This is a genomic window from Oceanobacillus caeni, assembly GCF_042678465.1.
Taxonomy (GTDB): domain Bacteria; phylum Bacillota; class Bacilli; order Bacillales; family Amphibacillaceae; genus Oceanobacillus; species Oceanobacillus caeni.
In genome coordinates this window covers 25778-50489 of the sequence record NZ_JBHTKV010000004.1, presented here as the reverse complement: position 1 = coordinate 50489, position 24712 = coordinate 25778, and the positions used below count along the sequence as shown (strand labels likewise).

The 24712-nt window shown below is 34.5% G+C and carries 25 protein-coding genes; 14 read left to right on the top strand and 11 right to left on the bottom strand.

Going from position 1 to position 24712, the window contains the following annotated elements; genetic code table 11:
* Positions 1 to 6 precede the first annotated feature (6 nt).
* The 3 genes from ectB to ACFQ18_RS04650 all read right to left on the bottom strand — a co-directional run bounded on the left by ectB (position 7) and on the right by ACFQ18_RS04650 (position 3924).
* A complete protein-coding gene (ectB, locus tag ACFQ18_RS04660) occupies positions 7 to 1284 on the bottom strand; it encodes a diaminobutyrate--2-oxoglutarate transaminase (protein WP_145523895.1) in 1278 nt (425 codons plus the stop codon).
* 227 nt (positions 1285 to 1511) lie between these two features.
* A complete protein-coding gene (gene ectA, locus ACFQ18_RS04655; RefSeq protein WP_047185463.1) occupies positions 1512 to 2018 on the bottom strand; it encodes a diaminobutyrate acetyltransferase in 507 nt (168 codons plus the stop codon).
* Between the two features lie 262 nt (positions 2019 to 2280).
* Positions 2281 to 3924: a M20/M25/M40 family metallo-hydrolase gene (locus ACFQ18_RS04650; RefSeq protein ID WP_047185436.1), complete on the bottom strand. Its 1644-nt coding sequence runs from the start codon at positions 3922 to 3924 to the stop codon at positions 2281 to 2283.
* Between the two features lie 364 nt (positions 3925 to 4288).
* On the opposite strand from ACFQ18_RS04650, the gene dpsA reads away from it, so the two are divergent.
* From dpsA to qoxD, 5 genes are all read left to right on the top strand, one after another.
* Positions 4289 to 5161 carry a dipicolinate synthase subunit DpsA gene (gene dpsA, locus ACFQ18_RS04645; RefSeq protein WP_060668366.1) on the top strand — a complete coding sequence of 291 codons (873 nt, stop codon included), beginning with the start codon at positions 4289 to 4291 and terminating at the stop codon, positions 5159 to 5161.
* A 394-nt stretch (positions 5162 to 5555) separates the two neighbouring features.
* Complete coding sequence (gene qoxA / locus ACFQ18_RS04640) at positions 5556 to 6497, top strand: cytochrome aa3 quinol oxidase subunit II (RefSeq protein ID WP_047185434.1); 942 nt, start codon at positions 5556 to 5558, stop codon at positions 6495 to 6497.
* Between the two features lie 25 nt (positions 6498 to 6522).
* Complete coding sequence (qoxB, locus tag ACFQ18_RS04635) at positions 6523 to 8472, top strand: cytochrome aa3 quinol oxidase subunit I (RefSeq protein WP_047185433.1); 1950 nt, start codon at positions 6523 to 6525, stop codon at positions 8470 to 8472.
* On the top strand, positions 8469 to 9065 hold the full coding sequence (qoxC, locus tag ACFQ18_RS04630) for a cytochrome aa3 quinol oxidase subunit III (protein WP_047185432.1): 597 nt from the start codon (positions 8469 to 8471) through the stop codon (positions 9063 to 9065). The genes qoxB and qoxC overlap by 4 nt, the downstream gene beginning before the upstream one ends.
* 1 nt (position 9066) lies before the next feature.
* Positions 9067 to 9351, top strand: coding sequence for a cytochrome aa3 quinol oxidase subunit IV (qoxD, locus tag ACFQ18_RS04625; RefSeq protein WP_047185431.1), 285 nt, complete (start codon positions 9067 to 9069; stop codon positions 9349 to 9351).
* A gap of 77 nt (positions 9352 to 9428) precedes the next feature.
* On the opposite strand, the gene ACFQ18_RS04620 is transcribed toward qoxD, so the two are convergent.
* The 3 genes from ACFQ18_RS04620 to ACFQ18_RS04610 all read right to left on the bottom strand — a co-directional run bounded on the left by ACFQ18_RS04620 (position 9429) and on the right by ACFQ18_RS04610 (position 10724).
* Positions 9429 to 9647: a hypothetical protein gene (locus tag ACFQ18_RS04620; RefSeq protein WP_047185430.1), complete on the bottom strand. Its 219-nt coding sequence runs from the start codon at positions 9645 to 9647 to the stop codon at positions 9429 to 9431.
* A gap of 185 nt (positions 9648 to 9832) precedes the next feature.
* Positions 9833 to 9967, bottom strand: a complete 135-nt coding sequence (locus ACFQ18_RS04615; protein WP_257456775.1) for a hypothetical protein — start codon at positions 9965 to 9967, stop codon at positions 9833 to 9835.
* 568 nt (positions 9968 to 10535) lie between these two features.
* Entirely contained in the window at positions 10536 to 10724 is a 189-nt protein-coding gene (locus ACFQ18_RS04610) for a hypothetical protein (RefSeq protein ID WP_052771664.1), read from the bottom strand.
* Positions 10725 to 11117: 393 nt separating this feature from the next.
* Between ACFQ18_RS04610 and ACFQ18_RS04605 the strand changes: the two genes are divergently transcribed.
* A complete protein-coding gene (locus ACFQ18_RS04605) occupies positions 11118 to 11756 on the top strand; it encodes a hypothetical protein (RefSeq protein ID WP_047184481.1) in 639 nt (212 codons plus the stop codon).
* A gap of 378 nt (positions 11757 to 12134) precedes the next feature.
* On the opposite strand, the gene ACFQ18_RS04600 is transcribed toward ACFQ18_RS04605, so the two are convergent.
* A complete protein-coding gene (locus ACFQ18_RS04600; protein ID WP_047186256.1) occupies positions 12135 to 12998 on the bottom strand; it encodes an RpnC/YadD family protein in 864 nt (287 codons plus the stop codon).
* A 340-nt stretch (positions 12999 to 13338) separates the two neighbouring features.
* On the opposite strand from ACFQ18_RS04600, the gene ACFQ18_RS04595 reads away from it, so the two are divergent.
* The 6 genes from ACFQ18_RS04595 to ACFQ18_RS04570 all read left to right on the top strand — a co-directional run bounded on the left by ACFQ18_RS04595 (position 13339) and on the right by ACFQ18_RS04570 (position 16902).
* A complete protein-coding gene (locus ACFQ18_RS04595; RefSeq protein ID WP_047186257.1) occupies positions 13339 to 13545 on the top strand; it encodes a hypothetical protein in 207 nt (68 codons plus the stop codon).
* A gap of 340 nt (positions 13546 to 13885) precedes the next feature.
* Positions 13886 to 14407: a spore coat protein gene (locus ACFQ18_RS04590; protein WP_052771783.1), complete on the top strand. Its 522-nt coding sequence runs from the start codon at positions 13886 to 13888 to the stop codon at positions 14405 to 14407.
* 23 nt (positions 14408 to 14430) lie between these two features.
* On the top strand, positions 14431 to 14862 hold the full coding sequence (locus tag ACFQ18_RS04585) for a spore coat protein (RefSeq protein WP_204797837.1): 432 nt from the start codon (positions 14431 to 14433) through the stop codon (positions 14860 to 14862).
* A 128-nt stretch (positions 14863 to 14990) separates the two neighbouring features.
* Positions 14991 to 15353 (top strand): hypothetical protein, encoded by a 363-nt coding sequence (locus ACFQ18_RS04580; protein WP_047186259.1) that lies wholly within the window; start codon positions 14991 to 14993, stop codon positions 15351 to 15353.
* 12 nt (positions 15354 to 15365) lie between these two features.
* Positions 15366 to 15578: a hypothetical protein gene (locus ACFQ18_RS04575; RefSeq protein ID WP_047186260.1), complete on the top strand. Its 213-nt coding sequence runs from the start codon at positions 15366 to 15368 to the stop codon at positions 15576 to 15578.
* A gap of 73 nt (positions 15579 to 15651) precedes the next feature.
* Positions 15652 to 16902, top strand: coding sequence for a glycosyltransferase family 2 protein (locus ACFQ18_RS04570; protein ID WP_047186261.1), 1251 nt, complete (start codon positions 15652 to 15654; stop codon positions 16900 to 16902).
* 78 nt (positions 16903 to 16980) lie between these two features.
* On the opposite strand, the gene ACFQ18_RS04565 is transcribed toward ACFQ18_RS04570, so the two are convergent.
* The 3 genes from ACFQ18_RS04565 to ACFQ18_RS04555 form a co-directional block, all read right to left on the bottom strand.
* Complete coding sequence (locus tag ACFQ18_RS04565; protein ID WP_047186262.1) at positions 16981 to 18102, bottom strand: DegT/DnrJ/EryC1/StrS family aminotransferase; 1122 nt, start codon at positions 18100 to 18102, stop codon at positions 16981 to 16983.
* A complete protein-coding gene (locus tag ACFQ18_RS04560; protein WP_047186263.1) occupies positions 18103 to 19395 on the bottom strand; it encodes a nucleotide sugar dehydrogenase in 1293 nt (430 codons plus the stop codon).
* A gap of 173 nt (positions 19396 to 19568) precedes the next feature.
* A complete protein-coding gene (locus tag ACFQ18_RS04555; RefSeq protein WP_204797838.1) occupies positions 19569 to 20813 on the bottom strand; it encodes a glycosyltransferase in 1245 nt (414 codons plus the stop codon).
* A 248-nt stretch (positions 20814 to 21061) separates the two neighbouring features.
* Between ACFQ18_RS04555 and ACFQ18_RS04550 the strand changes: the two genes are divergently transcribed.
* Positions 21062 to 22336: a D-glucuronyl C5-epimerase family protein gene (locus tag ACFQ18_RS04550; RefSeq protein ID WP_204797839.1), complete on the top strand. Its 1275-nt coding sequence runs from the start codon at positions 21062 to 21064 to the stop codon at positions 22334 to 22336.
* A gap of 30 nt (positions 22337 to 22366) precedes the next feature.
* Complete coding sequence (locus tag ACFQ18_RS04545) at positions 22367 to 23614, top strand: glycosyltransferase (protein WP_204797840.1); 1248 nt, start codon at positions 22367 to 22369, stop codon at positions 23612 to 23614.
* Positions 23615 to 23630: 16 nt separating this feature from the next.
* On the opposite strand, the gene wecB is transcribed toward ACFQ18_RS04545, so the two are convergent.
* On the bottom strand, positions 23631 to 24704 hold the full coding sequence (gene wecB, locus ACFQ18_RS04540; RefSeq protein WP_204797841.1) for a non-hydrolyzing UDP-N-acetylglucosamine 2-epimerase: 1074 nt from the start codon (positions 24702 to 24704) through the stop codon (positions 23631 to 23633).
* Positions 24705 to 24712 lie beyond the last annotated feature (8 nt).

Below are 24712 nucleotides of genomic sequence, written 5' to 3'. Positions count from 1 at the left end.
CGGGGATTATTTAGATAGAACTTGAGCAATGCTATCGTCTAGAATTGCCATCCCTTTCATTATCCCTTCTTCATCAATAATAAGAGGCGGAAGGAACTTAACAACTTCATCATTAGGTCCAGATGTTTCTAAAATTAGCCCACGTTCAAATGCCTTTGTGCAAATTTTACTAGCGAGGTCATCAACATGAACCGCAATTCCTTGCATTAAACCTCTCCCGCGAGCTTCCCCATTTAATTCAGGATATTTGGCGATTATCTTGTCTATTTTCACTTTATACAATTTTGCTTTATCTTGTATTTCGCTGGAGAATTGATCCGTTTCCCAAAATCTAAGTGCTTCTTTTGCTGCGATAAATGCTAGGTTGTTACCGCGGAAAGTTCCGTTATGCTCACCAGGTCCCCATTTGTCATATTCAGGTTTAATCAGTGTTAGTGCCATTGGTAGTCCAACGCCGCCGATTGATTTAGAAAGACAAACGATATCCGGTTTAATCCCAGCTGGTTCAAAACTAAAGAATGTACCAGTTCTTCCACATCCTGCTTGAATGTCATCGACAATTAATAGAATATCCCAACGACGACAAATACGCTCTATTTTCTTCAGCCAGTCCATACGCGCAGCATTAATTCCACCTTCTCCTTGCACCGTTTCTAAAATAATCGCTGCAGGTAATGCAACACCGCTACCACTATCTTCTAGAAATCTTTCAATATATGCAATAGAGTTTTGATCTTCCACATAATCATCAAAAGGCATTGATACCGTATGGTGGAGCGGTACACCAGCACCATGGCGTTTAAAAGAGTTACCTGTCACAGATAATGATCCGATTGTCATTCCATGAAACGCGTTTGTAAAACTTATTACCGTATCGCGCCCTGTAACTTTCCTAGCTATCTTCAATGCACTTTCTACTGAATTGGTTCCAGTTGGGCCAGGAAACATAACTTTATAATCAAGGTTTCGAGGTGTAAGTATGACTTCTTGGAAGGTTTCTAAAAATTCTTTTCTTGGAGTTGTTCCCATATCGAGGCTATGAAGGATCCCATCTTGTTGAATATATTCAATAATTTTTTCCTGCATTTTCGTATCATTATGCCCATAGTTTAATGTACCTGCCCCGGCAAAAAAATCGATATATTCTTTTCCATCTACATCCCATAGTTTATATCCTTTTGACTTCTCAAATACTGTAGGCCAACCACGACTGTAGCTCCTAACAGCAGATTCCAATTTCTCAAATGTTTCCATCTTATTATTGTTTATTACAGCAGTCGTCATTATCATTATCTCATCCTTTTCAAGGTTATTCAAAAAGTCCGGTGAAAATGACACGTCGATGTTTCTAGTTGGCTTGCTTTTCCGTTCCTTGGAAAAGAAAACCACTTTTCCGGCGTGCAAGAGCGTCTGCTCACGTATTAATTGCATACGTTCCGCTACTCAGAGCTACGCCGCCTCGAACTTCTTGGTCCTTTTCATCCTCCTTTTTGAACACGTATTTTTAATTTTTATTTTTCAAACGGTCCAATTTTAAACAATAGTTCCTCTTCATGTTCTAAACTTGGAAAGTCATCCGAAGTAAAGTAATCACTAATTACCCAATTTGTCTCAAACTTTCTTGCAAGGCCTAAGAATAAACGCTTTGAAGGAGTATTTGACGGTGATACGGTCGCTTCAACATAGTGAACATTTTCACTTGTATCACGGTCAAGTAACTGTAACAACATCTTGGTTGCCAATCCATTTCCCCGTTCAGATTCATGAACTGCAACCTGCCAAATAAACAACGTATCTTCCTTTTCTGGATGAATAAATCCAGAAATAAAACCAACGACTTTTTGTGCATCTTTTCTTACCACTACAATGGAAGTATCGGAAAAAATCTCACACCACATTAAATAGCTATAAGAAGAATTGAGATCTAAATTTCCAGTATGTTTAACAAGCTCCCAAACAGAAGCCCCGTCATCTTTATTTGGCTTACGGAAGTGGTATTCCGTAGTCGTTATATTCAATCTATCCACTACTTCTGAAATATTAATGATTTCACCTCCGAGAAAGTTTTTATTATTCAATACGTTAATTAGCTTAAATGGTAAAAAATGTTTCGTCAAAATAGATAAAATTGGATAAGATGTGTTTAAACATCATGCGCTACCATTCATAAACAATACATGCCAAAACCTATTAAATACTAAGATATAGTATCAAATAATATGTTTTTTAAATAATTCTGTATAATCAAAAACTAGCAATCCCTTATGGGTCAAGGGATTGCTAGTTTTTGATATTTTCTTTATCTTTGTCTATACTTTTTTCATTTATGATCATTTTAATCATGTCTTCCAGTAAATCCGGAGTTTCTACAAAAGCATTTTGTATATGCAAACGTTCCGAACGTTTGTGTGGATCTTTGCCGAAAGGACCGACATTTAATACAGGAGCTTGCAGTTTTTGCATATCTTCAAAGGGGATAGAATACGTATCTCCCCAAACTGGTGTATTCTCTTCAAATGCACTCCACCCTTCCTTAGAACCGTTATAATTAACATAACTTAAATCACAAATACCATTAAAGTAATGGATTTGACTAATCGTCAGTTGATATTTTTCCTTTGCCCTCTGTATGATATATTCGGAGCATTTCTTGACTAATGGATGATTAGACGAATTAACTGCTGGATAATACGGGGGAGCAAGTAATACAACAATAGCCGGTGCCAACTCTTGACAATGAATCATCAAACGATCCGTAATACGGAGTGATTTTTCCCGGTCATCCCATTCCTCGTGATAATAAATATCAGATTTAATATCTTTAATGAATTCAGTACCAAACTTTTTCTCAGCATATTGTAATAAATCTTTATATTTAATAACTTTTACTTCGCCAATGGGCTCAGTTTCATTAGCTTTACATATGTTGTTATAATCGTTATTACATTTTTTTGCCGCTTGTTTCGCTACTTGCTCGAACTGTTCGAAAACTTCTGATGCATTTTTTCTAAATACAAAAATATTATATAGTGCGGAAGAACGATAAGGGGTTTGAGTGGAATATAAAAGCCTTAAATCCGTTTGTTGTAAAGTTATTGGCAGAGGAGTTTTTTCATTGAACACCGTTTCTTGAAAACTAGCATTCCATTCCATTTCTCTCGTTAAATAAGAACTTATAAATGGTGAGGTCATCCCTTTTAATGATTCGCCTGCATGTGTCTCTTTCCCATAGAATAATGCAGCCGCTAATATTTTCCCAATGGAACCTGTGTAAAAATAGTAATGATCGTTATTTGGATTCTGGGAAAATACCGGTTCACTATTTAAAAACAAACTGTATGTTAAATGATGTTTCCTTTGTATCTCGATTAGTTTCGGAACCGCATGGCGCATCCCAGATGAATTTACTTCCTCATCAGGTACAGTAAGCAACAATAGATTAATTGGCCAACTTTCTACACTTGCTTTTTCAATTATACGCATATGCATCACAAGTCCCATCTTCATATCCATGGTGCCCCGTCCAAATAAATATTCACCAGATTCAATATCGTGAATAACCTCATTAGGTAAATTATCCGTTCGTTCTTTCCAAACCTTCGTTAATTCCTCCGGTTGTGTTGCAAGCGGTTCATCATCTCCATATTCTTCTGTATTTACCGTATCAAAATGACTAATGAAGCAAATCGTCTTTTTCGCTTTTGGATGTTTATAAAGTGCAGTTAGAAACTTTCTTCGTAGATCGGCATCATGCAATTTAAGATGTTCCGGATTTTTTTGAAAATAAGTCAAATCCTGTAGCTTTGCCTGTAATTTAATAGGAAACTGTCTTTCCCCTTCTGATAATGTCATACTTTTCCAGCTAACAAGCTCCGCTAACAAACTCCGTAATTCTTCTGGTGTCTGCCATTTCATATTCTCCATCTCTCATTCATTCCTCCTATCCAAAAGGAAACAATCTATTCTTACAATATTATATTCATTCCATTATAATTTTGTCATAAGACAAGATAGAAAAAGATAAAATGGAAAAAGTGATACTTATTCAGTCGATTTTCTTTTATCTTCTACCTGAGTTAATACTTAACGGAGACAGATTATTATTTTAAGATATAAAGAAGACTTCCATCAGTGGGGATTTTCCTTCATCCCCCACTAATGGTTAGTCACACTTATCGGACCTTTACGGGCAGTTGGTCTCCCCAAGAAGCTTGAGGTGGTAATCTTATTGCCCGTTTTGGTGGAATAAATATAAATTCTATTAAACTAGAGAAGGGTGAGGATACATTTGAAATCTGGCTTAAACATTCTTATCTTAGGTGGCGATAACCGCTACCTAGAAGTAATAAATATATTAGCTTCCAATAATATGAATATATTTTTAAATGGATTTAACAAATTATCTTTCGAGGATCCATCTATCCATAATCTAGAAACATCAGAAATTGATTTTAGTATCATGGATGCGATTTTACTCCCCGTATCCGGAACAGATAAAGATGGTGAAATAGAAGCTACATATTCTAATACATCGATTAGATTAACAGAAAAACAATTACAACAAACACCTGACCATTGTACGATTTATACTGGAATATCCAACGACTTTTTAGATAAAATAACGCACTCAAGTAATCGAAAAATGGTTCGTTTATTTGCTCGTAACGATATTGCCATCTATAATTCAATCCCTACCGCTGAAGCTACATTAAAAATTGCAATAGAAGAAACGGATGTAATGATACACGGATCTGAAGTTCTCGTAATAGGTTTTGGGAGAGTTGGAATAACGGTAGCTCGCCTTTTTGCAGCATTAGGAGCGAAAGTAACGGTTGCTGCCAGAAAGTCAGAACATTTTGCTCGCATAGCGGAAATGGGGTTAAAATCCATTGAGACCAGTAGGATAGAAAATATCGTATCGAATATGAATATCTGCATTAATACGGTTCCCCATTCCATCATTGGTCCAAAAATCATAGATCAAATGACATCCTCCACCCTCATCATTGATCTTGCATCCAAACCCGGTGGAACAGATTTTGATTATGCTAATGAAAAAGGGATTAAAACCATTCATGCATTGGGGTTACCTGGAAAGACTGCGCCAAGAACGGCAGGAGAAATAATTGGCGGGGTTCTATTAGAGCTAATACAAAGTTAACATAGAAAAAGTCTTACAAAGCTTGGAATTTCCAGGCTTTTTTTGTTACTAAGATTTAGCAAAATAGATTATTTTGATTTTTTTCATCATTACCCACCTTAAAATTTGCTCAATGATGAACAACTGGTTTTATTTACCAATTTATAATCCCTATTTCACATTGTCCATTTTATATTCATTATGAGACTAGCTTAAGCTTCATCCACTATTCATCATTTGCTTAGTTACATGAAGCCAGAAATCTGCCAAAAAAAGTACATAGATTATTGAACTTTTTGTGAAGTTTATCTCAAACCATTGTAAATAACTTTCTATAATACTATTATATGTAATGCTAGTAGGAATAAATCATCTAAGAAAAACTAAATGAATAACTCTAGAAAGGGGTATCTATATGAAATTAAAATGGATTTTTTTAACGTTAGTTTTCACTATGGCAACAGTGTTAACTGGTTGTGAACCTATATTAGCTTTAAATCCACAAGGACCACAAGCTGAAACACAAACTAATGTTATTTGGATATCCATTATAACTATGTCGATTGTTCTTATTGTTGTAATGGCAATTTTAATAACAGTACTTATCAAGTATCGTTCATCCAAACAAAGGGATGATTACGAACCACCTCATATTGAAGGTAATCCGATAGTCGAAAGTATAATTGTTGGTTTTCCTATTATCATTATTATTTTCTTGTCTATCATTACGGTTAAGACAACATATGAGGTTGAAGCAACTCCGGAGAAATATAATGATCAAGAACCATTAGTCATTTATGCCTCTTCTTCAAACTGGAAATGGCATTTTAGTTATCCGGAAGAGGATATTGAAACATTAAACTATGTATTTATTCCAGAAGATCGTCCTGTTGAATTCAAGCTTTATTCATTTGGACCAATTACTAGTTTTTGGATTCCGCAACTTGGGGGGCAAAAGTATGCCATGGCTGACATGGTCACTACTTTGCATTTAGCTGCTGATAATCCTGGTGAATATTGGGGACGAAATGCAAACTTCAGTGGTGAAGGATTTGCTGATCATCAATTCGATGTAACAGTTTTAACACAAAAGGATTTTGATCAATGGGTAGAAGATATTCATCAAAATGAAGAACCAATTACGGAAGATACATTTAATAAGTTACTTGAACCTGGACATTTAGGTAAACGTGCCTTTACCGGTACGCATTTGGAATTTTCTCCAGCACCTGAAGGAGAGCATGCAGGGCATCATCATGGTGACAGTGATTCGAAGCATGATGAATACACAGGACATCATCATGACGACAATCAATCTGAGCATGAAGATGAACATGCAGGTCAAGCTGTTAGATAAATGATCTCGAAAGGAGAAAAACAAAATGGAGTTCTTTGAAAGATTTGCCCTATATCACCCAAGTCCATTGATCTATGCTTCCATGGTAGCAATCGGTCTCGTAAGTATAGCTATTGTGGTTGGGATTACTTATTTTAAAAAATGGGGATATTTATGGAATGAGTGGTTAACGACCGTTGATCATAAAAAAATTGGTATCATGTATATTATCTCAGCATTACTAATGTTATTCCGTGGTGGTGCTGATGCTGTTATGATGCGTTTACAATTAGCTGTTCCTGATAATACCTTCTTAGATTCACAACACTATAATGAGGTATTTACTACACACGGAGTAGTTATGATTATCTTTATGGCAATGCCTTTTGTTATTGGTTTGATGAACTTCGTCGTTCCATTACAAATTGGTGCACGTGATGTAGCATTTCCAAGACTAAACGCTATTAGTTTTTGGTTATTCTTCTTTGGTGCAATGCTATTTAATCTTTCTTTTGTCATTGGAGGATCACCTGATGCTGGTTGGACGAACTACTATCCACTAGCAAGTAATGAATTTAGCCCTTCTGTTGGGGTTAACTATTATAATTGGGCGTTACAAATTGCAGGTATCGGAACATTAATGACAGGTATTAACTTTATTGTTACGATTCTGAAAATGAGAGCACCTGGTATGAAATTAATGAAGATGCCAATGTTTACATGGGCAACGCTTATAACAAACGCCATTATCGTGTTTGCTTTCCCAGTACTAACTATTGCACTTCTAATGGGTACGTTTGATAGACAATTTGGTACTAACTTCTTTACAACGATAAATGGTGGAATGGATATGATGTGGGCCAACCTATTCTGGGTTTGGGGACATCCGGAAGTATATATCTTAATCTTGCCAGCATTTGGTATTTACAGTGAAATCATATCAACTTTCTCAGAACGTAATCTGTATGGATATAAATCTATGGTTGGATCCATGGTCCTTATCTCCTTTATGTCGTTCCTAGTATGGGTACACCATTTCTATACAATGGGACATGATGCATTAACAAATAGTATTTTCTCGATTACAACAATGGCTATTGCTATTCCAACCGGGATTAAAATCTTTAACTGGCTTTTAACCATGTGGAAAGGGAAAATCAGATTTACTGTACCTATGTTATACTCTATCGCTTTTATTCCACTATTTACTATTGGTGGAGCTACCGGGGTAATGCTTGGTATGGCAAGTGCGGACTACCAATATCATAATACGATGTTCTTAGTAGCACACTTCCATAATACAATTATTCCTGGGGTTGTATTTGCTGTATTAGCCGGTTTCACGTATTGGTGGCCAAAAATGTTCGGTTTCATGCTTAATGAAAAAATTGGGAAATGGGCATTCTGGTTTATTACAATTGGATTTTGCTTAGCGTTCTTCCCTATGTATATTACTGGATTAGATGGTCAAGCTCGACGCATGTTTACTTATTCAGAAGCTACTGGATTCGGACCATTAAATATGGTTTCATTTATTGGTGCAGGATTAATGGCCGTTGCCTTCATTCTAATTGTTTATAACGTATACTATAGCTTCCGTTACGCGCCAAGAAATATTGGTGAAGATCCATGGAACGCACGCTCACTAGAATGGGCTACACATAATCCAGTACCAGAATACAACTTTGCAATTACACCAGAAGTAAAATCTTCTGAAGCTTTCTGGGATTATAAAAAACATGGTCATAAGTTATTTAATAAACCTTTGGAAGAAATTCATATGCCAAACAAGAGCGGTGTACCATTTATAATGGGAGCATTATTCTTTATATTTGGTTTCTCATTTATTTTCGCTATTTGGGCAGGGGTTATCCTTTCAGCAATAGGTATATTTGCTTGTATGGCATATCGTACGTTTGAAAAGGATCACGGATTCCATATATCCGTTAAAGAAATTAAAGAAACAGAAGAAAAGTTTGGAGGTGCTGACAAATGAAATTAGATCATTCACAACCTCTAGAATATAGCACTGAACAAAATCGCTTAAATATTCTTGGTTTCTGGATATTCTTAGGTGCAGAAATCATGTTATTCGCTACCCTTTTTACAACTTACTTTGTTTACCAATCTCGTTATGGTAATGGACCATCTGGTGGAGAAATATTTGAAATCACACCTGTATTATTTGAAACCATCGTTCTTTTAACTAGTAGTTTCACAATTGGTTTAGCGATCCATGCAATGCGTATAGATCGAAAAAAAGCAATGTTAGTCTTTTTAGGAATAACACTTGTACTTGGTTTAATATTCCTAGCAACAGAAATCTATGAATTTACTCATTACTATCACGTTGGTTTAACTTTACAAACAAGTGGGTTCTCAGCGATATTACTAACTACTTTAGGAACACACGGTGCCCACGTAACATTTGGTTTATTCTGGGGAACTATGATTTTAATGCAAATTAAAAAACGTGGATTAAATCCACAAACAGCAAATAAATCATTTATTTTCTCATTGTATTGGCACTTCCTAGATGTTGTTTGGATCTTTATTTTCAGCTTCATCTACTTGAAAGGAATGATGTAAGATGAAAGAATTATTTCCATTGAAGCAAGTTAATGGTTTCATATTTTCACTGTTACTCACAGTAATCGCACTAAGTGTTTATTTTTTAGATATGTCATTTAATGTTGCGATGACCATTTTACTTGTAACAGCATTCATTCAAGCTGGAGTACAATTAGTACTGTTCATGCATGCTGGGGAGAGTGAGGATAAATCTTCCATTTATACAGCTACTTATTATGGTATTGCTATTGCTTTAGTTACGGTTTTCGGTTCCCTACTCACAATGATTTGGGGCTATATGTAAGACTTAGAAATAAGGCAGAGAGGGCAAAATCACTTCCCTATGAACAAAGGACCATCCAAAACTTTGGATGGTCCTTTTTATATTCCGCTCCGCTTTCTTTTTAGCATTTCCTCTGTTGCAACTAGAAATATGCTCATGATAAAAATAAAAACTCCTCCCATTACCGTACCATACCCTACTCCGGCCACATTTGAGTAACCGTTTGCAAAACCATATAGAAATAAAAGTGTCCCAATTGTAATTAATGCCCCACAAATAACCTTTGCCGCACTGAGTAATCGTAAATTAGATTTCATAATCTAATCCCTCCTTTTCCTTTATTATCCTATTTGTTCACATTTTTGTCAAATGTTTCTTAATATTTTATGATACTTTAAAATAATTGTTGACATTTCATTTATTACCCTAATTCATTAATCCGTAAACATTACCCGTAGACGATAGGCGAAATACCAATCTCCTACCCTACCATTCATACGCTTCATTCCGTTCTGTTTTGTTGTTTTTCTTTATTCCTTGTCTCTGTAATTGCTCTATCAATATCAAGGTGTGGTTTACCACGTAATGCATGATTTACAAAAGTTTCCATTGATTCTTCTTTGCTGTCTTTAGACATATCCTTCCCTCCACATCACAGTATTCAATCCCTTCTAGTTTGTACTAATATTTTCATGTTCAAACAATTGATCCCGGTTTTTTTCCCCATTGACTCCCCTTGCACTTAAGGCTGTCCTCTTTGAATGCTGATATCTCGGTGATGAATACCGATATCTTACCCATGAATACTGATATCTCGATGATGAGTCCCGATAACGGGCTTAAGAGCTGATATCTCCAACGTGAATCCTGATATTTTGCTTATCACGGACATATTATTCCTTCTTTCTGCTTTAAATGTCTGTGAGAACTCCTCTCACGGATAAATTTCCTTTTTTTGCGCTTCATATGTCCGTGAGAACTCCTGTCACAGACAAATTTTCCTTTTTTTGCGCTTCATATGTCCGTGAGAACTCCTGTCACGGAGGATAGCTATTTCTTTTTGTTTAAAAATAGAAAAATCGTTATAATTATAGTTATCGTTGCTGTTACTAAGCTAAATTATACAATCAAACTGAATGCCTCATGTGTCGTCATCAGTACTAATGGCAATTAAAAAGAGCAACCAAATTAAATTGGATTGCTCTTCAATAAAGGTTATCTTCTGCTCTTTTTAACTTCTCCACTTCTTCAATGTCTAAACCTGTTTTTTCAGCAATTAGTTCAAGAGAAAGTACATCCAACAAGGACTTGGCTATTCTTTTTGCTTCTTCCTTCTCCGCTTCCCTCACCGCTTCTTGCTTTTCCTCTTCAAAAGCTCTACCTACTTTTGTCATTTTCAACCACCCCTTTACTTTTCTTTCATATTCATCATTTATCCGTTGAAGATAAGTTCCTGCAATAATTATTCTATTTGCTATTTGCTTGTCCAACTCAATTGAGTCATGAATATGGACAATTCCTCACGGGTTAATTGTTCAAATGCTCTTATATTATTCACTAACTTTTCCATAATTGTATCGCCATCATACTCAGACAGTAAGGCGAGTTCCAGACGTATTTCTTTTAATTTATTTTGAGGACTTGGGTATGTGTATTTTCCTTATAAAAACATGAAAACCACCATATATCTTTTGGGTCTGTCCCCCTACCCTAGTCGGAAAATAGTATAAAAGCCCCTTTAAATTATACCGTACATATAGTTAAATCAAATCAGAGGAGGAAAATAATTGTTTGAGACACTAATAAATTACGGTATATTTTTTCTTGTAGTCATTATTTTAGTAGCCGGAGCAGCGATTGTTAGACGTTCTTCTCTGCTTACTGCACTTTTTAAATTCTTTGGGAAGTCCATGTTTCTTCTTCTCCATTTAATCATGTTAATCATTTTTACTTTCCTTATTAGTATGGCAGCGGGTATTATCATATTCATTCATCCGTATTTTTCCAGTACCCCTCTCTTCTTTACAAATGGTGAACCTGTTCATTTGCTAGCAACTCAAGATCGTGCATTATTATTATTTTCACTGACATATGGGGTTCTTTATATGCTCATGTTCTTTGTTAGCAGCGGGATTCTTGTAAAAACTCGTGTGTCCACCTTTTTTACATATTTAGCTAGAATGATTCTCTTCATTTTCCGATATCGAGCACCAGTTAATAAATATAATAGAAAAGTTGTCGGTACTGCCAGTCACTTAATAACTTTATGTAGCGTCTTCATCCTGTACCCTATCGTTATTTCAGTTTTATTCCCGGAGTTGGAGCTAACGCCTAAAGGAAACATCGCATTATTTATCTGTATGTTACTTTTTTCACTTGTTCCAGAACCAAAATATCGTGGTGGGCAGAATGAAACAGATTATTAAAGTGGAGGTTGATGAAAGAAAAAAGTCTAATTCGGATAGATATATTATTTCAACAAAAACGCAATAAAGCCAAGAACAAAGGCGCAAGCGCCCGTTTAGCGACGTACGGACTGGACTGAGCCGTAGGAGATTAGATGAACTTGATTTTACGAATGTAAAATCTTAGTGAATCTTATGCTGGAAGCGAAAAGGAAACACGACGTACGGAGTGAGTCGATGTTGACTTATCGCACGGAGGTGAAGGAAGTCTCGCTAGTCGCTGGGCGCTGGAGCCGGACTTGGCCTTTTCTGAATAATTGTCCACATGCAGCGAATTTTATAATTTCCTAAACGATTAAAAAGAGCAACCGGATTGAATTGCTCTTCGAATCATATACTCTATACTTCTCTTAACTTTTTGACCTCTTCAATATCCAACCCAGTGGCTTCGGCAATTAACTTATCATTAAGTACTCCTAATAGAGACTTTGCTATTCTTTTTGCTTGTTTCTTCTCAGCTTCCTTCTCCGCTTTCTTCACAGCCTCTTGCTTTTCCTCTTCAAAAGCCCTACCTACTTTTGTCATTTTTAACCACTCCTTTACTTTTCTGGCATATTCATCATCAATGAACTTATCCGTTGAAGTTAAGATTCCTGCAATAACTTGTACCTGCTGCTGTTCATTGTCTATTTTCTTGGCTAACTCAATGGAGTCATGTATTAATTCATCACGTTCTCTTACACTGTGCATTAACGGAAGAATACTGAATTTGAACAATTCCTCATGCGTTAATTGTTCACCTACTCTTATCTTATTCACTATTTTTTCCATAATTGCATCGCCATTATACTCAGATAGCAAGACGGATTTCGAGGCGATTTGTAAATCTCCTAAGTCTAACTTTTCTTTTACCTTTACTACATCGCTTGTATAAATTACTACAATGCGTACCTTTTTAATGTCATTTTCCTTTTGAAGATACCTTTGTGAAATTCTGTGTACGTATCGAACATACTTTAAATGATTTTCAACAAACCTACTGTTACTTTCATACTCCAACATTAAGATTGAACCATCTTCTAGTTGGAAAACGGTGTCTGCACGTTTTTCATCTGCTGTTACTTCAGGAAACTCGTTTGGCAACAATTCCTTAATTTTCGGGATGTCATCCAATCCGAAAACATCAAGAGTTACATTCTCATACAGTTCACTCAAAAACTTAAACAAAATATCTTTGTTCTGATATGAAATCCCCTCTGACATTCTACACTCTCCCTATTCTATAATTATTATACCATAACTAAAAATTCCGAAAAGTTATGTTCAGGTATGAATCTTACAAAATTTGATGTAAGGGTTTCTTGGGTACCGAAATAAAACGTATGTTCCTATAACTATTTTATCAAAAAAGGAAGTGAAGTACAAAGGATAAAACCGTCAATTCACTAGTCTGAACTAGTATTTCCATATTTAAAAACAATCCCTTCTAAGCCAAGGATTGTACCATTGATTGTAAACAATTATATAGACAATCACATAGTCATTTAATGAATATACACATAGTATAAAGTGAAACTATTCAAGGAAAGTGGGTGAAATGTCTATGAGTGATTCATCTAAGAATTTTAAAATGCCACAGAAAGTAGTAGAGGTAATGGTTGATAATATATTTAGAAAAAATGACATTCAAAAGGAAGAAATTAAGAAAAATATATCGGAAGAACAAAAAATAATGATCAAAGAAATGATTGAAGACTTAAAACAACAGGTTGAACAATTTAATAAGAATAATGATGAAACAAAAGAATAGCACAAAAGGTCTATTGGTGCCTATTTGAATTTTTGTTTATGGATCCTAAATGAAATAAATGAGCTGCATGTTGCAAGGAAATCATGAGTTAAATGACAGAAGATCTCAAGTGTGAATGTTCACTTGGGATATTTTTTTGCCAACTTTGTATTAACTTCCTTAATTTAATATCAACTCATAGAAATAAGACCATAAATAAATTAGTATACAATTCAAGATATTAGCTAGGGCATAAGCTGGTAGGCTTATTTATTAAATTATATTTCTCTAGTGAATCTGTACAGTCCTACTTAGTAAAAAGACCATAAAGTATTGTATAAATAAGGAAAGGAGTGTTAGTATGACAGTTTTTAGAAAATCCGATTCAGACAGAAGTAACACTAGATATTTTTATTTGGATGACAACGATTGTCATTCCAACCACCACTGTTATTCTGAACCAATGGATGAAGAAACTCATAAAGAGGGTAATTTTTTTGATAGCCCTGAGGCTACAGTCGTGGCTGAATCCGGTGAGTTTTCTTTTATGGATCAGGAATCCGCTGAATTAATATGGGTGAAAGAATCCTGTGATATTACAATAAATACAACAGATACCCAAGCAGCTGTTTCACTTCAAGTGGCTTTACAATTGGCAATTGCTATTGTAGTAAGTATCACAATAGGCGATAGTGATCGAAGTGATCATGTTTCTGATCAACTGTTACAACTATCTAATATTGAACAAACAAATAAACAAAAAATTTATATTTACAATACAAAAGATGCTACTGTTACTACAACAGATACAGATGTGGCTATCAATGTTCAAATATTACTACAAATATTACTGACGTTAGTAGTATTGGTGGATATCTTATAAATTACTAAAAAGGGGTGAACAACATGTCAAGATTGAAAGAATGGCGAGCTTTAGATCATTGTGATACTACAGGTGGTGATAATGCTACAATTGAAAAAGATTCAGATCAGTTAGCAAAGACACAACAAGTTTCCGATGAATGGATCATTATTAAAGATTCCGAAAAGGTTAATGTTACAACAACTGATACACAAGCAGCTATTTCATTACAAGCTGGTATTCAAGTTGCCATTGCAATAGTTCTTAATATTACTATTGCTGATTCAAACCGATCTGAGCAAGTCTTCGATGATCTTAAACAAGTGATTAAGACAAGGCAAGCAAATAGACAGAAAACAATTGTTGAAAAATCAGTAAACGTAGAAATCACTACTCAAGATACAGATGTAGCAATTAATATTCAACTATTACTTCAAATTCTTGTTGCGATTGTTCTACTATTAGACGTTCTATAAAATGGAGCTTATCTAGAGGGGAATAGAAAAACTAACACCTACTCCCCCACTATCAAATTTTTCTTTAGCATGTTCTTTTTCTGTCTACAACCTTTAACCAAAACTTTAATGGAAAGGAATGATGATAAATGCCTCTAACAGACCGTCAAAGAGCTTTATTGCAATTGATTAGTCAATTGAACCAAAACTTAATTTCAGATACGTTAGGTTTAGTTGATTTTGACCTAGATCTAGGTCTAGATTTAGGTATTAGTTTGGGTGGTAATAATGGTAATACTCCCCCACCAGATAACGAGCCAGGAACACCGCCAAGCACAATTACAGAATTATTGTCATCTTTAGTGAATGAGTTAGTGGAAATCACTACTCCTTTTGGCACAATAACAGGCACATTGCTTCAAGTTCTAGACGACTATATTGTCATGTTGGAAAACACTGGTGATAGAGTATTAGCCCGTATTGACAAAATCGAACTAGTTAACGAATTATAAGGAGGGATTTAAGTGTTCCAAGAAACATTCGCTGCCGAATTAGCCAATCGAATTGGTTCAACGGTTGAAATAGCTACCGATAATAATTTAGTAGAAGGTATCCTGTCAAGCGTTACTCCGGAACTAGTTCTCGTTCTTGAGGTGAATGATGGCTATGGCGGCAATATAAAAATTTATTTGTCACTAGGTGCAATTAACTTTGTCCGCTTTCCTCAGGCTGCTTAATAAATGATCATTTTAGGGATACATCGGATTTCATACGGTGTATTCCTTTTAATTTATAAATGGAGGGTTTGATTTGAAAGATATCACTGCAATTTTAATTAACTATACCAACCCAAATTTCTTGCACAGGGCAATAAACTCCCTTAATACTATTCGTACTAGACTTAAATCTATTATTGTTTTAAAAGAAAAGAAATCAATTGTCGATCATACCTATAACTGGATAGAGAAAATTGAATTTATAGCGATCAAAGAACACGACTTAAGAAAAACAATAAATCAGATTATTAATCAAATTGAAAGTACCTACATCTTCTTCCTCCAAAATACAGAATATGTTTCTCCAACTTTAAAAGTTCATAGCCTTAACCTTCCACAAACTAAGGAAGTAATGGAAACGATTGATCATAATAACATCCATCAACCTGTACTCATCCGCACCTTGTTTTTAAAAAAGCAACCTTTTTTTCCTATCCCCTTTAAAGAGGCACTGCTACCCTCTTGGCTCAGCAACATCAACAGTTCTTATAGATATGTTGAAAAAAACATTGTAAAACAGGCAAGAAATGATAGTTCTAAAAATCAAATTGTGAAAAACGAGTTTATACAAAAGTATCAAAAAGATACTGAAACGAATAATCCAAGTCTTGCTGTCGTTATTGCAAATTATAATATGGAAAAGTATATAGAAACCGCTATTACATCCTGTCTACTTCAAAATGAAAAACCCGAACAAATTTTAATCATCGATGATGGTTCCACGGACTCCTCTTATGAAAAAATTCAAAAATGGAACGATAAAAGAGAGGTTAATATTTTTCACCAGGAAAATAAAGGGAAAGCCCAAGCATTAAACCATATACTCCCTAACATAACATCTGATTTTATTTTAGAACTTGATGCAGATGACTGGCTTGATCCCGATGCCATTTCCACGATTAAAAAGTATTTAATACATCTCGATCAGGATATTTCGGTATTGTACGGTAATCTTAGAAAGTGGAAGCAATTAACAAACAGGGATGTCCTCTATAAAAGGATTGCTAAAGGCATGCCAGTTATTAAACGAAAAGATTTATTAAATTATCACTTTCCACTTGGACCAAGAATTTATCGAAGCTCTACATTAAAGCAAGTTGGAGGATTTCCAGTGATTGATTTCGAAAATGGCCATCTTTACGAAGATGTGAGTGTTTTAAACCGCTTAATTAATTGTTCTCGAATCGAATATAAGGATTTTACTGTATATAATGTGCGAGACCACAGTGAAAGTATCACTAAAAACAATCTTTCCAAATGGAAGGATTTTATTAAAACACTATAATATAAATAAATCATGTAAAAAATACCCAAGTGAATATTCCCCATCTACATAACAGAGGCAGTTCACTTGAGTATTTTTTTATTTACTTTTTAAAAAACGCTCCACGGAAGAAATAATATAATTTTGATCTCGAAATGTTAATGTAGGGGAAATAGGAAGAGCTAATATCCTTTCAGCTGTTTCTTCTGCGATTGGGAAATCTCCACTCTTATAATTCAAATAATCAAAAGCTTTCTGAAGGTGAAGGGGAATCGGATAATAAATGGCGGTGGCAATTCCAGAGTCGTTTAAATAGGATGCAAGTTCATCCCTTTCATCTAATTCAATACAATACTGATGAAAAGTATGTTCCCGATTTTTAGCTATTGACGGAGTTGTTAAATAGGAAGGCAGGTTTTCTGTATACATTCTAGCTACTTCTTTTCTTTTATGCAGAAAAATATCTAAGAAGTTAAATTTGACTAATAATATAGCCGCTTGGATTTCATCCAATCTACTATTCATACCGATAGTTGAATGATGATATTTTTTTTCACTTCCGTGGTCTCTAATCTTTTTAATCTTTTCATAAATATGTTTATGATTGGTTGTTATAAACCCCGCATCACCGAACGCTCCTAAATTTTTTGATGGAAAGAAAGAAAAACAACCAACATCTCCTATTGCTCCAACCCTCCTACCATTAGACTCAGTTCCAATAGCTTGGCAGGCATCTTCTATTACTTTCAAATGATGAGTATTAGCTATCCTCATTATTTCCTTCATGTTTGCGGCTTTTCCAAACAGATGGACGACAAGAATTGCTTTTGTATTTTTGGTTATTACTTTTTCAATATTAGAAGGATTCATATTGTATGTTTCTTTTTCAATATCAACAAAAACAGGTGTAGCCCCTGCCTCCGCAATCGCCTCTGCGGTGGCAAAAAAAGTAAACGGAGTTGTAATAACTTCATCTCCTGGACCGATATCTAATGCTTTTAGAGCCAATAATAAAGCATCCGTACCATTTGCTGTACCGAGCCCATAAGAAGCCTCAACGTATGATGCAATAATTGTTTCTAATTGTTTTCCTTTTTCCCCTAGTACATAAACCCCACTATCTAAGACTTCTGTCATCATTTCTAAAATAGGTGTTCTCATTAGCTTTAATTCCTCTTTTAAATCAATCATTGGTATCTTTTTAAAGTTATTGTTTGACATTTAACCATCATTCCCTATTCCTAGATACGTAATTCCCAACTTCGATATGCTATTTTTATCCAGTTTATTCCGACCATCCATTATAATTTTACAATTATTAAATATTCTAAAATCTAAGTTTTCATATTCTTGATGGAAAGCTTGAAGGATGACAACATCCATTTTAGATATATCTAATGAGTCTAGTGACAAAGGGTTGATATGGAATCTTTCAATTTCACTATCGGAGAACAGTGGATCATTTACAAATACGTTTGCATTTTTATCTTTTAATTGGTCTATTAATAGTAATGTAGTAGATTTTGTTGTCTCCTTTACATTTTCCCTATAAGCCAATCCTAAAATAAGAACATTTTTATTCTCTAATTCCCCTATCTCTTTTTCAACTTTGGAAATCGCATAATGAGCCATATGATCATTTATTTGTCTTGAAAGAGGAGTCAGTCCTTGGTCTAGACCTTTATTAATGAAGAAATATGGATAAATTGGTATACAATGCCCCCCAACACCAATTCCTGGAGAGTGAATATTGGAATATGGTTGACTATTACTAGCCTCTATTACTTCTGATATTTGAACGTTTTGCTTTTCGGCAAATAAACTTAATTCATTGGCAAGTGCAATATTTACATCACGATACACACATTCTGCGACTTTCGAAAATTCAGCAGTCTCTAAAGAACTTACTTCCATTACTTCACATTCTAAAGCACGTTTATAAAAGTTTTTAGCAAGCTCAAGGCTTTTTTCATCTATTCCTCCCACCACTTTGGGATAAACGTTCAAATCCTGTATGATTCGGTTTGAATAAACTCTTTCAGGACTATAAGCTAAATGAAAATCTTTTCCCATCGTTAATTTTGATATTTCTTCTACTTTCCTTCCAAATCTATTTTTCGTTGTTCCTGGTGGAAGAGTTGTTTCAAAAACTAATAGAGAACCTTTCTTCATTCCCTTAGCTATTTCCTGAACAGCCAAATCAATATATTGATAATCAATATGATTCTCTTCATCAACTAATACCGGAACAATAACTATAATAATATCTGATTGACTGACTGCTTCAGATGTATTAACTGTCGCACTAAGTGTTTGTTTCTTATAAGCGTTATAAACAAGTTGTTCTATACCTGGTTCGTTCATTATATGTGATTTTCCTTGATTAACCGTGTCAACAACTTTTTGGTTTATATCTGCACCTATAACTCTATATCCATTATTGGCGAATACAGCTGCTAAAGTTAGTCCAATCTTTCCTAGTCCAACAACCGTCACTACTGCCAACGGTTCCATAGGTTAGCCTCCTTCGTATTGATTTTAATTTTTATAGTATTTATATTATTAAATGAGTTGTTGAACGGATTGGACTTATTGTATGGTTTAGAAAAAATTGGCTAAGATCTATTAGCTTAACTTTTAAAGAAGACTTCCACCTACTGTTTCCCCACAAGCTTGAGTCGGGAGTCTTACTGCCCGTTTAATTGAGATAAATCTTTCATTAATTTGTCATAAATTGCAAAAAGTTTTTTCTCCATATGCTCCCAACTGTACGTTGATTCCATTATCCTTCGTGCATTTACACCCATACTTTGGATTTTCTCTCTATTGGAATTTAGCATCAGAAGAGCTTGAAAATAATCTTCAGCAGTAGCATATAGTTTTTTAACGATGTGACCGCATTGGTATGTTTCAACAAATCGTTCTATATCCTTGCCCTGATTAGCTAAAATTGGAACACCATTATTTAAATAACTAAAGAACTTGTTCGGCATGGCAAATCTATGATTTAAAGAATTCGCTGCATTTACGTCTACCCAACCTAAATCAACATCCTTCATAAAATGAGGAATTAAATCATAATTAACCCAACCAGAAAACTCTAACTTTTCCTTTAAATGAATTGGAATTTGTTGAATGAGTTCTTTATCAGACTCTTTCTTCCCTCCAATAATTCTTACTTTTAAATCAATCTTTTTATTACTCATTTCCAATAACTTTAATAATTTTGGGTAATTTCCCCTTTTTTTATTTAAAGTACCTTCGTAGGCTAGTAGAAGGCCGGATTGGGAAACGTTTCTCGGTTCATAGTTAGGGGCTAGTGGCGGAGAGTTATAAATGACTTCTACCTGGAGATTAGAGTCAATCGAACGATACCATGATTGAATAGATGGTGATACAGTAATGACATAATCCGTTTCTCTTAACATCGCTCTTAACATTTCTGTTTTCACTTTCTTTTTATTTTGTGACTGATCTATTAAAGGGTCTGGTTCTAATTCATGGCTATCATAAATAACTTTACATGGTTTTCCCTTACCAGCTAATACCCGTTTCACTCCAATAGCCGCATACAATGAAAAAAACTCATGTGCATGATAAATATCCGCTTTCTGCTCAACTCCTAATTGGAACAAAGAATCTGTAAAACGGTGATGACTTCGAGATTGCAAATTAGATCCTAAATATTTTAAATGCTTTTCATAAGTTATCTGTTCATACGTTACTATCTTAATCCCTTCATATATAAACGTTTTTTCCAGAAAACTATCCTTAAAAATAGCACCGTTTATATCAAAGAGGTAACCATTCTTCCTCGGTACAATCATGGTTACGTCATAGCCAATTTTCATTAAACTCTTCGCTTCCTTCTTGTATATACGCGCATCTAAAAAAGGGTGTTCAGTTATTAAAAAGCAAACACTTTTCCCCATTTTATCCTCCTTCAAAAAATCATAGTTTACCTATTTAATGTTTGCTTAAATAATACTTTTGTTTTTCACTCAATAACTTAATAAATAATATTATTAATTAAGTTATTGAATTATTCATATAATCTTATACTTTAGCATTCATTACCTGCCTAATAAACAGGTTTTAGCAATATATGCCCTCAACCTTACAACTATATTGGAATAAGATGGAGAAGCAGTAATTACTTTTAGGAGGATTAAAAAAACAAATGAAAATGCCAAACTTTACTACACGTTTAAAAACAGTTAGCAATCACCGTTATAAAATTAAATTCATGGAAGATGGGTATCCCGGGAAGGATTTAGGAGAAACGGTTGCTTGTCATCCGATTTATGGAGTATATGTCATAAGAGACTACCTGTTTCAATTCAAAAAAACGAAAGATATCAACTATCAAAAAGCAGCGATGAGAGTTGCTGATGCAGCTATTCATAGAATGGAAAGTTTTAAAGATACATTGGTGTTTTGGTACAAATCAAACTCTGCCTTTAACTCTATGAATAGAGATTATTATTCTGGTTTAACACAATCATACTATGCCGAAGTCTTTGCACAACTTTATGCCTCAACAAATAAAGAAAAATACAAAGATGCAGCCCAAAAGGTTTACCATAGCTTAAAAATTCCAGTTACTGAAGGTGGGGTCTTTCATCATTCCTTATACGGGCCAAGTATACAGGAATACCCTATGGAGCCAAATGGCTATGTTCTAAACGGGTGGCTGTCAGCGATATCTTCAATTAAAAAATATGCTGATATCATACAAGACAAAGATGCAACTAAATTTTGGAATAAAAATCTAAATACATTAGCTAACTTACTCCCTTTATATGATGCACCACAATTCGCAAATTCTAGATATACATTAAACGGCAGTACAACTATTAAGATTCAATCAACTGCAGGTAATATGGAGCTACAAGGAATTCATTTAAACGTTCCTGGGGAAGGGACATTTGAATTATTAGTTGATGATAAAAAAAAATATATGAATTGTATTCATGATAATTCAGTGGTAAAAAAAGGACAGAAGATTTTCACCAAAAATCAATCCGCATTATTAAATGTATTATTAAGCAGATATTCATATCCTGAGACAAACGAAATTACGATTCATCTAGTTAGCGAAAACGCAGGATTGTTGACTCTCTCTATGATAAAACCAAAGTATTCTGCTAAAACTATGAAACCTGACAAATCTGTGGTGCTAGATAAAATTCCAATTCAAAAAGGAAAAAATGTCATCAAGGTTAAAATACCTTGGCAACACTTAGAGGCACTAGGAAATCCCACTACTTTTAAACAATTTGGCAATAAATGGCATAATGTTTATCACTTCATACACATTAATAGACTTGAAGAATTTTATCATATCACGCAAGACAAAAGATTATTGCATTATATAAACAAATGGAAGAAATATGTAGATTCATGGAGTAATAATCCATTATATAAGGGAGTGGAAACAGTTCCCTATAAGTAGTTACTTCTTAGTAATTCAAGGAGGATAAAAATGAAAAAAAAAGTATGTATGTTAATACACACCCATTCTTTTTTAGATTCTAGAATATTTAAAAAGGAAGCCAAAACGTTACAAAAGAATGGTTATGACGTAACAATGATTGTACCTAGGGTTAAAGGGAATTTATTTGATATCGATAAGGCTCCTTTTAATGACCGTTTCTTACAACCAAGTTTTATGCACGAAGATATAAAAATAGTTACCTATAAAATAGAATCTTTTAAACCCTCCCCCATCGAAATGCAAAGCCACATAGATCATGGTAATCATACCAAATTCGAAAATCCACTAACACAACTCGGACTGGAAGAAAAAGCAGATATTTATCATGCCCATGAGTTAGGTTCATTATATGCAGGTATTGGCATCAAACGAAAGATGAAGGAATTACACAATACAGAAGTAAAATTAATATACGATAGTCACGACCTAATTCCGGATCCATTAGATAATAAAACCATTCCACAAAAAAGGAAAACAGCAATGTTAAAGTTACTAAATACCATGATTAAAGAAATTGATCAACTTATAACGGTATCTCACTCCATCAAATCCTGGTATCTTTCAAAAAATCCATTGCTTCCGGTTGAAATTATTTACAATTCTCCTCCTCTTGCCAAACCATTTGAACCTAAAGATTACAAGAATAACAAACTTACGGTTTGTTATGAAGGTCATATTGCAGATAACAAAAAAGGAAGCAGGGATAAAATATTCGATATTACAAATATATGCTCAAAGCAAACCGACTTTAACTTTAAAATAATTGGCGGTGTATTACATGGACACTCCTTAACTGTCCCAGATAATTTGAAGAAACATGTAGAGTTAACAGGTTGGGTTGATTATCATTCCATTTCAAAGCATATGGAGAATGTTGATATTGGTTGGATTGATTTTGATGATTTATCCCAATCCCTTAATCGATCCTATGCATTACCTAATAAATTTTTTAGTTATTTAAACAATGGAATCCCTGTAGTTGTTAATAAATGCCATGAGATGGAAGAATTTATTCGAACACATAAGTGTGGGCTTGTTATCAATAAACCGAAAGCGACAGCACAAGACTACGCAAGGGCGTTTCTATATTTAAATAAAAATAGAGCAAAACTAACACAAATGAGTGTAAATGCGAGAAAGGTAATGGAAAACTTATATAGCTGGGAACACATGGAAAAAAGGTTGTTAAATGTCTATGAATCGTTAATAAATGGTAATAGCCCATTCATTCTATAATAGTGGGGGGAGCTTTTTACCCCCCACGAATTATCCTATAAATTTTTTCCGATGTTTTTCCATCTCCAAATAACATTGGGTAGGAATCTGGTTCCTTTTTAGCTGATATTTCTTTTAAAATTTTCTGGTGATCAGACGCACCAACAATACTATTCCATTTTGCTTCCACCGTTTCAATCCATTCTGTTTCATCCCGCAACGTGATACAAGGAACTTGAAGCATATAAGCCTCCTTTTGAACACCTCCAGAATCAGTTAATATCATCTTTGCTTCGCTTTCTAAAGCAAGCATATCAAAATAATTCAAGGGTTCAATCGTATGAATATGGGAGGCTGTGATCATGGATTCCAAATTCCAATGCTCTATCTTTTTCTTTGTTCGCGGGTGCAATGGAAGTACTACAGGCCTATCTAATTGGGACAGTACCTTCAACAATGTTTGAAGTCTATCCATTCTATCCGTATTTTCCGCACGATGAACGGTAGCAAGGTAATAATCTTTCTTGTCAAGATTCAACCTGCTAAAAAGGGTAGAATGTTTTAAAGCTTCAGACTTAAAATGAAGAACCGCATCATACATAATATCACCTGTTATAAAGACCCTATCTTTTATCCCTTCCCTCTTTAAATTACTATGAGCACTTTTCGTTGGACAAAATAACCATGTAGAAAGATGGTCCGTTAAAAGTCGGTTAATCTCCTCCGGCATCTTTTTATTAAAACTACGCAGCCCTGCCTCTACATGGGCAATTGGTATATGCAACTTTGAAGCCGCTAAGCTACCTGCAAGGGTAGAATTGGTATCCCCATAAACAAGAACGATATTAGGTTCTTCTTTGAATAAAATAGATTCAATTTCTGATAACATTCTTCCCGTTTGATTCCCGTGAGTACCAGATCCAATCCCTAGATTATAATCTGGCTTCGGAATTTTCAACTGGTCAAAGAAAATATCGGACATATTTGCATCATAATGTTGTCCTGTATGAACTAATATTTCTTTTATGTTAGGATCTTTCTGGAATAATCTTGATAACATGGAAACTTTTATAAATTGTGGCCTTGCTCCAACTACAGTTACAATTTTCACGATAAATC